The organism is Lentilactobacillus hilgardii (assembly GCF_009832765.1).
Lineage (GTDB): Bacteria > Bacillota > Bacilli > Lactobacillales > Lactobacillaceae > Lentilactobacillus > Lentilactobacillus hilgardii.
In genome coordinates this window covers 318,127-331,868 of sequence record NZ_CP047121.1, presented here as the reverse complement: position 1 = coordinate 331,868, position 13,742 = coordinate 318,127, and the positions used below count along the sequence as shown (strand labels likewise).

At 41.1% G+C, this 13,742-nt stretch carries 12 protein-coding genes; 6 read left to right on the top strand and 6 right to left on the bottom strand.

Annotated features, from left to right (window positions below; genetic code table 11):
• Positions 1 to 125: 125 nt before the first annotated feature.
• Entirely contained in the window at positions 126 to 329 is a 204-nt protein-coding gene (locus GQR93_RS01535) for a hypothetical protein (protein WP_035444252.1), read from the bottom strand.
• Between the two features lie 141 nt (positions 330 to 470).
• Between GQR93_RS01535 and tnpA the strand changes: the two genes are divergently transcribed.
• Positions 471 to 899, top strand: coding sequence for an IS200/IS605 family transposase (gene tnpA / locus GQR93_RS01530; RefSeq protein ID WP_035444506.1), 429 nt, complete (start codon positions 471 to 473; stop codon positions 897 to 899).
• Between the two features lie 16 nt (positions 900 to 915).
• Positions 916 to 2,076 (top strand): RNA-guided endonuclease TnpB family protein, encoded by a 1,161-nt coding sequence (locus tag GQR93_RS01525; protein ID WP_003551658.1) that lies wholly within the window; start codon positions 916 to 918, stop codon positions 2,074 to 2,076.
• 71 nt (positions 2,077 to 2,147) lie between these two features.
• Here GQR93_RS01525 and GQR93_RS01520 read toward each other — a convergent pair whose 3' ends face one another.
• The 3 genes from GQR93_RS01520 to GQR93_RS01510 all read right to left on the bottom strand — a co-directional run bounded on the left by GQR93_RS01520 (position 2,148) and on the right by GQR93_RS01510 (position 5,095).
• The gene (locus tag GQR93_RS01520) at positions 2,148 to 2,603 is read right to left on the bottom strand and encodes a pentapeptide repeat-containing protein (RefSeq protein WP_003551656.1); all 456 of its coding nucleotides are present in this window, start codon (positions 2,601 to 2,603) and stop codon (positions 2,148 to 2,150) included.
• Between the two features lies 1 nt (position 2,604).
• On the bottom strand, positions 2,605 to 3,975 hold the full coding sequence (locus GQR93_RS01515; RefSeq protein WP_003551654.1) for a cytosine permease: 1,371 nt from the start codon (positions 3,973 to 3,975) through the stop codon (positions 2,605 to 2,607).
• A 361-nt stretch (positions 3,976 to 4,336) separates the two neighbouring features.
• On the bottom strand, positions 4,337 to 5,095 hold the full coding sequence (locus GQR93_RS01510; RefSeq protein WP_003551652.1) for an SDR family oxidoreductase: 759 nt from the start codon (positions 5,093 to 5,095) through the stop codon (positions 4,337 to 4,339).
• A gap of 600 nt (positions 5,096 to 5,695) precedes the next feature.
• On the opposite strand from GQR93_RS01510, the gene GQR93_RS01505 reads away from it, so the two are divergent.
• The 4 genes from GQR93_RS01505 to metF all read left to right on the top strand — a co-directional run bounded on the left by GQR93_RS01505 (position 5,696) and on the right by metF (position 11,093).
• Entirely contained in the window at positions 5,696 to 6,811 is a 1,116-nt protein-coding gene (locus GQR93_RS01505) for a 5-methyltetrahydropteroyltriglutamate--homocysteine S-methyltransferase (protein WP_003551650.1), read from the top strand.
• Positions 6,812 to 7,291: 480 nt separating this feature from the next.
• Positions 7,292 to 7,765 (top strand): S-ribosylhomocysteine lyase, encoded by a 474-nt coding sequence (locus GQR93_RS01500; protein ID WP_003551649.1) that lies wholly within the window; start codon positions 7,292 to 7,294, stop codon positions 7,763 to 7,765.
• Positions 7,766 to 7,927: 162 nt separating this feature from the next.
• Positions 7,928 to 10,213: a 5-methyltetrahydropteroyltriglutamate--homocysteine S-methyltransferase gene (gene metE / locus GQR93_RS01495; protein WP_003551647.1), complete on the top strand. Its 2,286-nt coding sequence runs from the start codon at positions 7,928 to 7,930 to the stop codon at positions 10,211 to 10,213.
• Complete coding sequence (metF, locus tag GQR93_RS01490) at positions 10,191 to 11,093, top strand: methylenetetrahydrofolate reductase [NAD(P)H] (protein WP_159298623.1); 903 nt, start codon at positions 10,191 to 10,193, stop codon at positions 11,091 to 11,093. The genes metE and metF overlap by 23 nt, the downstream gene beginning before the upstream one ends.
• An 88-nt stretch (positions 11,094 to 11,181) precedes the next feature.
• On the opposite strand, the gene GQR93_RS01485 is transcribed toward metF, so the two are convergent.
• Positions 11,182 to 11,886 (bottom strand): B3/B4 domain-containing protein, encoded by a 705-nt coding sequence (locus tag GQR93_RS01485; protein WP_003551643.1) that lies wholly within the window; start codon positions 11,884 to 11,886, stop codon positions 11,182 to 11,184.
• Positions 11,887 to 12,581: 695 nt separating this feature from the next.
• Positions 12,582 to 13,700, bottom strand: a complete 1,119-nt coding sequence (locus tag GQR93_RS01480) for an aminotransferase (RefSeq protein ID WP_003551640.1) — start codon at positions 13,698 to 13,700, stop codon at positions 12,582 to 12,584.
• Positions 13,701 to 13,742 lie beyond the last annotated feature (42 nt).

Genomic DNA, 13,742 nt, shown 5'->3' with positions numbered 1-13,742 from the left:
ATTTCACGATAATAACTTAACACACTTTAGTATATCATCGCTTTCTATCAAAAAAGATGAATTTAAAGGAATCGTTTCTTATATAAAAATGGCATTTATTTTTATATAGTTTTCAAATTCAGCCGTTAATCCTTAACGACCACACCCAATAGTCCAATAAGTAAACTGGCCTGCCACGGGTTAATAATCATTCCTTTAATTAATTCCGGGTTCACCACAAGTGTGTCGAATTTCGCTTGAGACAAGTCAACATCCTTTAATTTCGTATCAAGAAAATCGATCTGATCAATGTCACTTTGATCAAAAATCATTTTTTTAATATAGGGCAAGGAAACACGTTCTTTTAAGGACGTGATGAATTGCCCCCTTCTTGGCGTCCAACAGACGCTTATCCTGATTAATTGTCAAAAAACACCATCTTTCTAAATTTGAGCGTATGGTGACACTTTGGATATGATATAATGGTTGGTATGAAAGATACAAACAGACTAACGTATGGTAGAACATCGGTGTACAATCTGAATTACCATCTCATATGGGGAACTAAGTACCGCCATAAGGTTTTAACTGGACATGTTGAGGAGATTTTCAAACGCTTGGTTAACGAAATCGCCGATCAATACGGTTTTGAAATCGCCCATCTGGAAATCGGTAAGGATGATCATGTTCACCTTCTAGTCAGCGCACCACCTAAATTATCAGTCACAAATATTGTCCGCTGGTTAAAGGGCATTACTGCTTTTCAACTATTCCGTCAGTGCCCTGAGCTACAGACTCATGATTGGCAACAAAAGGATCGTCACTTATGGTCACCTGGTTATTATGTTGAAAGCATCGGTGCTGTCAATGAACAGGCGGTGGCTAAATATATTGACGATCAACGCAAACGAGAAAAATAACAAGAGGAGGTCTTGTATGACCACGGTGGTTAAAGGGGTTAAACTGCGCTTATACCCTAACCAAAAACAAATCAATCAATTATGGCAATTATTTGGCAACGATCGGTTTGTTTGGAATCAAATGTTAGCGATGGCTAATAAACGTTATGAAAATAACCCGAAAAGTCAGTTTGTTGGCGAATACGATATGAATTATCTGCTTAAACGGTTTAAGCAAGAGTACCCCTTCCTTAAGGCGAGTGATTCTACCAGCTTATTTGTGGTTAACCATAACCTCACGCTTGCTTTTAATAACCTATTCCAACATCGGGGTGGTCATCCGCGGTTCAAGTCTCGCCATAGCGCTAAGCAAGCCTATACTGGGCAATCAATCTGCGTCGTGGAGGCTAAGCGGCGTTTAAGATTGCCTAAACTCGGGAGTATTCGGACCAGCAAGACCAGCCAATTAGCCGACGCCAAAATTAAGCGTTATACGGTTAGTCATGATGCCACGGGACGCTACTATCTTTCCCTGCAGGTCGAAACCGAAGTTCTCGACTTGCCGAAGACTCACCAAACGGTGGGCTTGGATATGGGTGTCGCCGATTTGGCAATTACCTCTAGCGGGGTTAAGTACGGGACTTTCAATGCCCGGTGGCTGGAAAAGCAAGCCATGCTTTGGCAATCCAAGTTTAGCCGGCGCAAGCAGCGGGCCACTGTTGCGATGCGCCAATGGAATCACCGCCATAAATTGTCCAAGCTGGAACTCAACGACTATCAAAATTGGCAACGGGCTAAAATTAACAAAGCGCGTTATCAAGCAAAAATCGCCAACCAGCGCAAGGACTACCTGCATAAACTGACGACGGACTTAGTTAAAAACTATGATGTGATTGTGATTGAGGATTTGAAAACCAAAAATCTGATGCGCAATCACCACCTAGCCAAGTCAATCGCTAACGCCAGTTGGTCTCAATTCCGGATCATGCTTGAATACAAGTGTGCCTGGTACGGAAAACAATTAGTGGTGGTGAGCGCCAGGAACACTTCCCGAATCTGTTCAGCGTGCGGTCAGAATGACGGCCCCAAGCCCTTAGCTATTCGGGAATGGACGTGTTCTGAATGCCGGGCTCATCACGACCGAGATATTAATGCGGCAGTTAATATCCTTAATTGCGGACTAAAAGCTATTGGCTAGGAACTAGCCATGGTAAAAGAGCGGAGTTCTGTAAGTTAGGTCTTCGGCATACCGATGTAACAGCCTAAATACTACTTCGTGTTCCCAGAAGCTCGGTCATTTATGGCCGAGTAGTTCACCTTGAAGGTAACTGCCTGAAAGCTTGTTTCTACCAAATTTGAACTATTAAACTGCACATTTTCCATTTTAGTTTCACTAAAGTTAGCGTATCTCAGATTTGAATCCGTAAATCGGCTATTAATCAGTCTTGTCCCAAGAGAAAAATCGGCACCCATTAACTGGCCGCCGATAAATTGACTATTTGAAAGATAGCTTTGATGGAAACTGGCATTAAGAAAGTTGCATCCCTTAAAAACTACATCATTCCAATCACTTTGATCAAAGTTAGACTGTTCAAAGTTGCAATGGTCAAATACCACATCACTGATTTGGATAGACTGATTGGAAACGCTGAACGTACAATCAATATATTCGTTGTCGGGTTCGATATCATCTAATCCCAACGTCTGCTTTTGAATTGTTGCCATACTAAGCCTCCGAATGATTTCGATGGGTCATTTTGCTTAAAACGGTGTAGATGGCAGCGGCAATGATCATTGAAATAAAAGTTGAACCGACACTGTCTGCCAGCACCGGAATGGTTTTAATATAAGCATATGCTGCTACTGCAACAGCCCATGATCCAATCGCAATCCAGTTAATACCGCCAGTGTACCAGTATTTTCCATCGCGCGCAGCAAAATGTTCAATATCATAATCCTGCTTTGTCACAATATAATAATCAGCAAGAAAGATTGCAATTTCAGGTCCCAGAAACATCCCGATACCATCTAAAAAGGCAGTGAAGACATCCAAAAATGTCGAATAAAAAATCGGGATGAACGTGACGACAACTGCAACAAGTGTCACTAACACAATACTAATCGTTAAAGAAAGTCGTTTTGTCATATTGGTTAAAGCCGATCCGGCTGACATCAAATTGACAGCATTGGCTGTTGTGCTGGTAATAATAATGACCAGCATCGCCAACACTCCCAGCCCCAATTTACTGGCAATTGTGGAAGGATCCGAATTATTTGCATCAAAGTGATTAAGTGTAATCGCCGTTGCAATTGTTGAAATCACGCCGATCATTGCAAACCAGATCAAACCAAGATTGGCACCCCAAAATGGTGCATGAGTTGAACTGCGTTTCTTTTTTGCAAATCGGGTAAAATCACTAGCTGCGGTGACCCACGCCAGGTTAAAGGCAGCCAGCACATCAACAGCTTGACCAGAAGTCATCTGTAAATCATGAGGTGGCCGCCAAGAAATAATTTCGGAAAAAGAAACGTGTTGGAAAACCACAATACATTCCCAAATAACCAAAATAAAGACTAAAATGATGCCGACCCGCTCGATGATCCGAACAGAGCGTTCCCCCATTGAAATGCTTAGCAGGTGAAGAATGCTCATTACAACAATACCGGTAATCAGCCCTTTTAAACCGCCTGGCTTACCATATACCGGCCACCCCAAAATATCATGAAGAATGTAGCTAATCGAAGTTGCGGCAATAAATGTGTTAACCGCTGCCCAGCCAATAAATTGAACCACATTAATAACTGATGGTAAAAAACTGCCTTTCAACCCAAAAGATGCTCGGGTTAAGGCCATAGCAGGTAATCCTGTTTGATATCCCATGTAGCCTGACAACGCTAACAGTAAGTATGTAATCACACCAACAATAATTAAAGACGTCGAAGCAGTTGCAAAACCGCATGCTGCAATAACGCCACCGACATACCATGTCCCATTATTGGCATTAGCTCCTACCCAAGTCGCAAACATATCCCAATATGATTGGTGTCGATGCTCCTTTGGGATCGCCACGACTCGACCAAAAGTTTTATTTTCCATTATTAATTCCTCCGACTATTATCTCCAAAAAAAGAACGCCCCAACTCACAACGAGTCAAGGCATTCCTTACCAGATGTATTCTGGAAGAACAATGTTCATTAATGGCATTCCTTAACAGACTCGCTGGGCTGTATTTAAAGGAGTAGTATTTTACTGTCCTTAATTATACGGGAGCTTGTATCAAAATGCAATTTGATTGGAAACTGCGTGGAACAAAACTGTTAGTGTCCGAAAAAAGGGATTGAATTGGAAAGCCCCGCAGTTTTGCGTTCAGGCTTTTGAATTCAATCCCTCATATACAGTGATACGACTTTATAAAACGATTCTAATCAGTGCGTGGAACAAAGTGAAAACAAACCATTATTGTGCAGTATACCCACCATCAACTGTAAATTCTGCTCCTGTTGCAAACTTGGATTCATCAGATGCCAGATAAACACAAATCCACGCGATATCGTCAGGCTCACCAATGTGACCCATTGGTGTTTTTGTTCGTGCCGACATTGCTGCTTCTGCTCCTGGTAAATCATCAACAAGCGGTGTCTTGATATAGCCGGGGTGAACGGTATTGACACGAACACCATAATCCTTTAAAGCACAATCGACAGCAGCTGACTTGGACATAATTCGGACAGCACCTTTTGAAGCATTGTAAGCGCCTAAATTAGGATCGCCAACAAAGCCTTCGATCGATGACATATTAATAATAGAAGCACCAAGGTTTTTATTCTTCATGCGTTGAATTCCCAAACGGGTACCGAAGAACACACCGTCCAGATTAACTGAAAGCAGCTTACGCCATTCCTCTGTGGTGGTATTCTCAACACTCTTATTAACGGCAATACCAGCATTATTCACAACCGTGGTGACAGGGCCAAACGCCTGCTCGGTTTGATCCCAAGTTTCAACCCAGCCATCTTCGTCAGATGCATCCTGTTTAATAAAACGAATAACATCCGGACCACCAATTGACTTTGCGGCTTTTTCACCAACATCTGCATGACGACCGGTAATCACAACTTTAGCACCCTCGTCTACAAAACGATGAGCGACAGCTAACCCGATTCCAAGTGTGCCCCCAGTGACGATTGCAACTTTTCCTTCAAGACGATTACTCATAATGATAGCCTACTTTCATTTTAAAATTATTTCCATGTGAATCATATCACTTTTGGGATGTATTTGAAAGCGTTTTTCTATAATAATTGATAAAGAATAATAAGCTTTTTTTCAATATCAACACACCTTTTTTATGATATTCACTTCATCATTGCAATTATATTAAGCATCAGGAAGTGTTTCACATATTAAGAAGTGTATTAAAATCCATGAAAATAATTTACGATATTTCTTCTTGACAAATTATTTTCTTCCGTCTAAACTGCCTACTATTGAACCTATAAATGAAAAAGCAATGAGAAGATAAGTACTGGTCCCGATCGTCCACAGAAAGTTTGCCTGGCTGAAAACAAACGTCGATCCATCACGAAAATGGTCTTTGAGCAACATATAGCTGAGCAAATGTAAAGTTATATTGGAAGGTGTCCATTAACGCACCGGAATTTTTATTTAAAGCAACGTCGTTTCTCTTTAAATAAAGACTCTCAGAGTTGGCTGGTGTGAATCAGTCAAAAATTAAGGTGGCACCGCGATTAATCGTCCTTGGAATTATTTTCCAGGGACTTTTTTAATTATCTTAATGACAAGGAGTGTTTCATCATGACAGTTGCATCAAAAATTAAGTATCCGAATAGATTTGACATTGTTGGCAGTTTTTTAAGACCTCAGCAATTAAAACAGGCCAGAGCCGATTTCCAAGATAAAAAGATCAGTCGTCATGCGCTGACAGAAGTTGAAAACCGGGAAATCGATCGACTTGTCAAAAAAGAAGTTAAACTGGGTCTAACAGACGTTACTTCCGGTGAATTTCGCCGTAGTTGGTGGCACTTAGACTTTCTTGACGGCCTGAACGGCGCGCATTTCTTTACGCCGGACCACGGCTTTATCTTTAATGGTCAGGAAACACGCAAGGGCGGCATTAAGATTACCGATAAAATTTCGTATAATCCTGACCACCCCTTCTTTAAGGATTTCAATTATCTTAAAGAAATCGTTCCCGACGGCATTACACCAAAACAAACAATTCCCAGCCCATCCGTACTTTTTCCAAATAAAGATGCTGAGATTTATGACAATTTCTACGACCATAACTTTGATGCCTTTTTAAATGACGAAATCAAAGCATATCAAGAAACAATTCAACATTTTTATGATCTTGGCTGTCGCTATTTACAAATCGATGATACCTCGTGGGGCATGTGGGCATCATTCTCAAAAGACACCATTAATCCGGATTTAAAGCCACTTTGTGAAGCCGCCGTTAAGGCAATTAACGCCATTGCCGATAATAAACCAGATGATTTAACATTAACCATGCACGTCTGTCGTGGAAATTACGATTCCAACTGGGCCGGTGCCGGCGCGTACGATCCGGTAGCCGATTATCTGGCACAATTGCACATTGACGGTTATTTTCTTGAATATGACGACGAACGTTCCGGTGGGTTTGAGCCGCTGAAAAAGATTGCAGCCAACGGCCGAAATCAACGAATCGTTTTAGGGTTGGTCACAACTAAAAAGCCCGAATTAGAGGATCAATCGCTATTGATCAATCGAATCAGGTTAGCGAGTCAATATGTGCCGCTGGAAAACCTTTGCCTGTCACCTCAATGTGGATTTGCTTCAACCGAAGAAGGTAATCATCTTACTGAAAATGACCAATGGAATAAATTAAAATTAGTCATTGATACTGCTAAGGAAGTCTGGTCTGACTAGCTTTTCTAAAAGACAGATTTATAAATTGATTCTAAACCATTGACAAACATTAAAAGTACGTCTATTATTATCATTAAATTTTAATGCTAATCCAAAAGGGAAAAGCTCTGAAGAGAAGAGTAACTGATTTTGATAAGGTTCAAAGAGAATCCGGTTGGTGAAAAAGGATACCTGAACAGTCAGCGAATATGAACTCTGAATAGCGCAATCAAGTTAACGCTCGATTGTCGGTTGCAACCGTTACATTGCAAGGTATCAGAAATTAAGTATCTTAATTTTTGGCACTTTCAGAGGTATTGCTTGCGAAAGTAATACGAATTCAGGGTGGTACAGCGAGACATTCGCCCCTCCGTCAGATTATTCTGATGTGTGGGACGAATGCCTTTTTGTTTGCCGTACCTCCGAAGGGATTTTATTATTTGTCAGTGACTGTTAAGATAGTAACTGTATAAAATAATTTTTAAGGAGATTTGATATTTTATGGCAAAAGTTGAAAGTTTTACATTAGATCACACAAAGGTTAAAGCACCTTACGTTCGTCTCATCACTGAAGAAACTGGAAAAAAGGGCGACGTCATTTCTAATTATGACTTGCGACTTGTTCAACCTAACACCAACGCCATTCCTACTGCAGGTTTGCATACGATTGAACATCTCTTGGCTGGTTTACTTAGAGATCGTCTTGACGGTGTCATCGATTGCTCACCATTCGGATGCCGTACCGGATTCCATTTGATTACTTGGGGCGAACACAGCACAACTGAAGTTGCTAAGGCCTTAAAAGGCTCATTAGAAGCTATCGCCAACGACATCGAATGGAAAGACGTTCAGGGTACTGACAAGTATAGTTGCGGAAATTACCGTGACCACTCTTTGTTCTCCGCTAAGGAATGGAGCAAGGAAATCTTGTCACAAGGTATCTCAGACAAGCCTTTTGAACGTCATGTTATCTAGTTTCTGAAGCACACATTAACGATATTTTAAAAACCGCAATAATCTGATAAATAGATTATTGCGGTTTTTTCTTTTTCAGGGCTCCTGTTGGATTGGCAATCGCCCCGACTTCAAAATCTAGTTGGGAAGTACTGGTTTTATTATTTGAGGAGGATTTTATTTATGACAACAACAATTATTGGATTTCCAAGAATCGGCCATCACCGAGAATTAAAATTCGCAACTGAACATTATTGGAAAAACAAGATTAACCAAGAAGCATTGCAACAAACTGCTTATGAAATCAGAAAAAACCACTGGCAGGCACAACAGGATGCCGGTATTGACTTAATCCCCGTAGGCGACTTTTCGTTTTTTGATGGTGTTTTAGATACGGCAAACCTGCTGAACATCGTCCCTTCCCGATACAAAGAACTTAACTTATCAGAATTGGATGAATACTTTGCTCAAGCTCGCGGCTATCAGAAAGGCAGCGAGACAGTCAAAGCTTTACCAATGAAAAAATGGTTCAATACCAATTACCACTACATTGTCCCAGAATTTACAAAGGATACTGATATTAAATTAGTTGGCAATAAGCTTTTCAACGAAGTTAACGAGGCACTTGAATTGGGTGTCAACGCCAAAGCCGTTATCACTGGACCTTATACGCTTCTCAAGTTAAGTCGTTTCCTTGATGGTACTAAACCGCGCGATTACGTTGACAGCTTGATCACTGCTTACAAACAGGTTATCGCCCGTTTAGGAGAAAAAGGCGTTAAGTGGGTTCAAATTGACGAACCAGCTTTAAGTTTTGACGTTAATACTGCTGAAAAGAGTCTCTTTGACGACTTATATGACGGCATCTTAGCTGATAAACGATCAACTAAAATTCTCCTTCAAAATTACTTTGGCGATATTCGCGACATTTACAATGATGTCGTTTCAAAAGATTTTGACGGTATCGGTTTGGATTTTGTTGAAGGTAAATACAATAACAAGTTACTTCAACAAAACGGTTTCCCCGCTGATAAAGTATTATTTGCAGGTGTTGTTAATGGTAAAAATATCTGGCGAAACCATTACGAAAATACCATTAAGTTCTTAAATCAGCTTAATACCAAAGCTGATGTTGTCCTCAGCAGTTCAACATCCCTTCTTCATGTACCATATACAGCAGAAGATGAAACCAAATTACCCTCAGATGTCAAACAACATTTGGCATTTGCCCTTCAAAAACTGGATGAAATTAAAGAACTCGATAATATTTATCACGATGAGGCAGATGGTAAGGCTGCTTTGGAAAAGAACGATGAGTTGTTCCGCAGTGTTAAACACCCTGTCAACTCAGCTGTCCATGATCGCATCGCCAGCCTAACCGATGCCGACTATACCCGCTTACCATCTCGGGCTGATCGTGAGAAGGTCCAAAAGAAAGAATTTAACTTACCTGTCTTACCAACAACAACCATTGGCTCCTTCCCACAAACTAAGGACGTTCGCCAAAACCGTTCCAAGTTGCGCAAGGGAGAAATTACCCGCGAACAATACGATAAATTCAACGAAGACAAGATTGTTCGAATCCTCAGAAAGCAAGAAGAGATCGGCCTTGATGTTCTTGTCCACGGCGAATACGAACGTAATGACATGGTTGAATACTTCGGCGAAAAGCTCGACGGCTTCGTCTTTACTCAGAATGGCTGGGTTCAATCTTACGGTACCCGTGGCGTTAAGCCGCCAATCATCTGGGGTGATATTTCAAGAACTGCACCAATCACCGTTAAAGCTTCTGTTTTTGCCAAAAATCATACCGACAAATTAATTAAAGGTATGCTGACAGGCCCTGTTACAATTTTTAACTGGTCATTCCCACGTGAAGACGTCACCGCTAAAGAATCCGTCACCCAAATTGCGCTTGCACTTCAAGATGAAGTTTTGGATCTTGAAAAACATGATATTAAGATCATTCAGATTGACGAACCGGCTTTACGTGAAAACCTTCCTTTGCGTAAATCCAATTGGTACTCTGAATACCTTGACTGGGCTGTTCCGGCATTCCGTCTGGTTCACAGTAAGGTTCAAGCTTCTACCCAGATTCATACCCATATGTGCTACAGTGAATTTGGCGACATTATCAAAGCCATTGATGACTTGGACGCCGACGTTATTTCCTTTGAAGCATCCCGTGCCGATTTCACCTTAATTGATCAATTGGTTGCTGCCAACTTCCAGACCGAAGTCGGTCCTGGTGTTTACGATATTCATTCACCACGAATCCCTTCAGAACAAGAAGTTGAAGACTTGATCAAACAATTAGTCCACAAATTGCCAATTGATAAGATTTGGATCAATCCCGACTGTGGTTTGAAGACCCGGACTGAGGAAGAATCCTTCAAGAGCTTGCAGAACATTGTTGACGCAACGAAGAAAGTAAGAAGTGAGATTAATGAGCCTAACAGCGTTATTTAACGACAAAACCGTCTTTTCACTGGAAGTCTTTCCACCTAAGAAAGACTCCCCCAAAGAAGCCATTCTGCCAACGCTACAACAGTTACAATCAATTAATCCGGATTTCATTTCGGTAACGTTGGGTGCGGGCGGTTCCGATCATTATACAGGAACGGTTTCAATTGCCGATTTAATTCAAAACCAATTAAATATCCCGGCAGTCGCCCACGTTCCAGGATTATATCAAACTGAAAGCCAAGTGCTTAACCTGTTGGATCATCTTTCTGAAATCAACGTTAAAAATATTTTAGCGCTGCGTGGTGATAAGATTCCCGGTAAGGAACCGGTTGGCGTTTTTAATCACGCCAATGAATTGGTTTCGTTTGTCCATAAGAATCGTCCAGACTTTAGTATTGCCAGTGCCTGTTATCCGGATTGTCACGCTGAAGCAAATGGATTTATAGATGATATCGCACATTTGAAAGAAAAGGTCGATGCGGGTGCCGACCACTTAATCAGCCAACTGTTTTTTGATAATCAATCATTTTATGATTTCAAAGAAAAGACTGAGATTGCCGGGATCAATGTACCGATTGAAGCCGGAATTATGCCTTGTACCAATAAAAAACAGATTGAACGAATTACCCAAATTACGGGGGTTCCACTTCCAAAGAAATTCAGTGCCATTCTTGATCGCTATCAAGATAGTAAACAGGCAATGAAAGATGCTGGAATTGCCTTTGCGGTTGATCAAATTATCGATTTGGTTTCCGAAGGTGTTGACGGCATTCATCTTTATACAATGAATCACGCTGACATTGCCGAACGAATTTGGGATGCAACCAAATCAGTGTTTGAAGCCGCTAATCAGAAGAAAACTGAAAAGGCGAGTAATCATTAATAAGTAAAATAAAAACCACTACACAAGCTGACCAATTTGAGGTTTGGACTGTTGTAGTGGTTTTTATTTTAATTAAAGCGATATTATTTTATTCAAAACTGACCGCCGGATGGTCAAAACTGACATACTGCGTCTTTGTTGTCGCTCCTAAATATTTTTCAATGTTTTCGGTCAGCTCAGTCATAGCATGCTCATGGGTTTCCCGCCATTCCGGTTTCAGACACTCCGAGTACATGAGAATACTATTTGAATCTTCGGTAGTTTCAACCCTCTTTGCATCACGCCAAGCCCAGCAACGACTCGTAACGGCCTCATCGTCTCGGTAAATCACTTCGCCGGGAAGTGCAGGATCAGGTTGATCTTCACCAATCGCCGTGAATGATTCGCCACCCTTGGCGACTTCCAAACTGATGCCACCCTTAATTTTATCCAGATCAAGCGCACCAATTGGAAAGCCTGTCCGAAGTGAGATGGCATTGTAGAGATCAACCAGTGGATCAATACTTCTAACCGGATTCCCCTTCTTCGCCCGTTTTAATAAATTCTCCACAGCAAAACGGGCACCTTTTTTAGTCTTGAACTTTTTAAACGCCTGCCGCCACTCATGTATCAATGGATTGGCACTGATCGGCTCATCCGGAATCAAATCTGCCACGCCGGCATTTGCCTCGTCAAGCATCTTCGGCGGCACCTGCCCTTTCTCATGATTATCCAAGTTGTGAACGGTGATAACAGCGATTTTAACGTCGGGAAAGAGATTCCAAAAACTGGGTTGCACGATAAATTGACTCATTGTTCTTCCACCTTATCTGATTGACCATTCTCGTTAACAAATTCTACAAAAAGTATAATCTTTATTACCAAGCTTATCAATGAAACTAATAATACGCACGCATTTGCAGTTAATCTCTTCTTCTCTGTTTATGTACCCAATCTACCGGCTAATGCCGTTTCTTCATTAACCAATAACCCCTTCCGACTTTCAAGCGCAATTAAAAAGTCAGAGGGGGTTAAGTTAAATAAATAGGTGTAGAAACTAACTTGCATGGCTGCGCAAATACTTTGTTGCGATAACAAGAGCAATCAAAGTTGCTGCCAGTCCCGACGTATAGTACATATTTCTTCTAAACATGATAAGCTTCCTTTCTTGTATATAACGACACCCTAGACACTCTTTTACGATGGAATCTATCTATATATAGGCGAATCCATTTAACAAAAAATATCGGGGTGTTAAAGTCTTTTAACTATTAATCGGTTTCAGCTCACTGGCTGTTATTAACCGTTCTTATAATAAAGTCACCCAATTCCCCTTTCCTTTTCGAATTATTCATAGATTACAGGCACCAACTTAACCGAAGCTTAAATCGTCTATCGATTTTTAAAAACAGCAATTTCTTTATAAAATCACAACTTTCTATAAGCGAAGCAAAAAAAGCGAAGCAACCGATAGTTTCCCCGTCACTTTGCTTCATCATTTAACATACATTAATCATACTGGCGCATAAAGGCCGATAATCGCTTTAACCCTTCTCTTAATGTCGACTCATCCGCACAATAGCCCAGACGAACGTGGCCCGGCATATCAAAACGAGTCCCTGGTACCAACAGGACGCCTTGTTCCTTCAAGAGGCGGATACAGAAAGTTTCAATATCTTCCGGTATATCCAGCTTGGGAAACGACGTGGAAACAGCTTGGGGCATCACAACGCTGGCCCGGGGTTCGGAAGCGACCCAATCCTTATAAATTTTGAGATTATTAAGCACCAGTTTCCGATTTCGATTCAGAACCCGATCCCGATGTTTGAGAATATAGACGGCCATAGCGTCATTAAAGACCCCACAACAAATCATTGTATAATCCCGATACTTCCGAAACAGATCAGCCACTGCCGCATTTGATGCCGTCCACCCCACTCGAATACCGGGCATCGAATATGTTTTAGACAGGGAGTTGGTCGCAATCCCTTTATCATATAGATCAACAATCGACACAAATTCTTCGGAATGGACCAGTGGTAGATAAACCTCGTCTACCAAAACATAGGCACCGGATTGTTTCGCCAGTTCAACAACTTGTTTTAGAAAAGTCTCATCCAGCAAGGTCCCGGTTGGGTTGTTGGCATTATTCAGACAGATCATTTTGGTATCCGGTCGCATCAATGATTTTAATTCATCAATATCGGGATACCAATTTTGATCTTCGTGAATATGCCAGTAATCAACGTGGGCGCCTAATGATTTGGGAATATCATATAACTGCTGATAGGAAGGATATTCGGAAATAATATGGTCTCCCGGTTCAATCAATGCATATAAAGCCAAGTGATTGGCACCCGTTGCCCCATTAGTCTGCAAAATGTTATCCGGACTAATGTCCTGATATAATTTTGATACTTCCTGCTTAAAATCCGGCGATCCTTCAATCCAACCGTAATTCATTTTTTGTTGATCCAAAATTTTGTAAAAATCTTCACCATCTTTGCCATCCAAAGAAAGCGCCTCATTCATTGTCATTGAAGCAATCGTACTTTGAGAAATATCATATGTAGCTGATTTTTCCCATTTATTGAGCCATTCTTCGACTCCAAAACCTGCAATTTTCAATTTAAATTCTCCTTTTACTAAAATACAGTAATGACGAAAACA

Coding starts and splice junctions, on each gene's coding strand:
- GQR93_RS01485 (WP_003551643.1), bottom strand. CDS start 11,886: ATGAGTCAATTTATCGTGCAACCCAGTTTTTGGAATCTCTTTCCCGAC.
- GQR93_RS01500 (WP_003551649.1), top strand. CDS start 7,292: ATGGCAAAAGTTGAAAGTTTTACATTAGATCACACAAAGGTTAAAGCA.
- metE (WP_003551647.1), top strand. CDS start 7,928: ATGACAACAACAATTATTGGATTTCCAAGAATCGGCCATCACCGAGAA.
- GQR93_RS01525 (WP_003551658.1), top strand. CDS start 916: ATGACCACGGTGGTTAAAGGGGTTAAACTGCGCTTATACCCTAACCAA.
- GQR93_RS01515 (WP_003551654.1), bottom strand. CDS start 3,975: ATGGAAAATAAAACTTTTGGTCGAGTCGTGGCGATCCCAAAGGAGCAT.
- GQR93_RS01510 (WP_003551652.1), bottom strand. CDS start 5,095: ATGAGTAATCGTCTTGAAGGAAAAGTTGCAATCGTCACTGGGGGCACA.
- metF (WP_159298623.1), top strand. CDS start 10,191: ATGAGCCTAACAGCGTTATTTAACGACAAAACCGTCTTTTCACTGGAA.
- tnpA (WP_035444506.1), top strand. CDS start 471: ATGAAAGATACAAACAGACTAACGTATGGTAGAACATCGGTGTACAAT.
- GQR93_RS01520 (WP_003551656.1), bottom strand. CDS start 2,603: ATGGCAACAATTCAAAAGCAGACGTTGGGATTAGATGATATCGAACCC.
- GQR93_RS01505 (WP_003551650.1), top strand. CDS start 5,696: ATGACAGTTGCATCAAAAATTAAGTATCCGAATAGATTTGACATTGTT.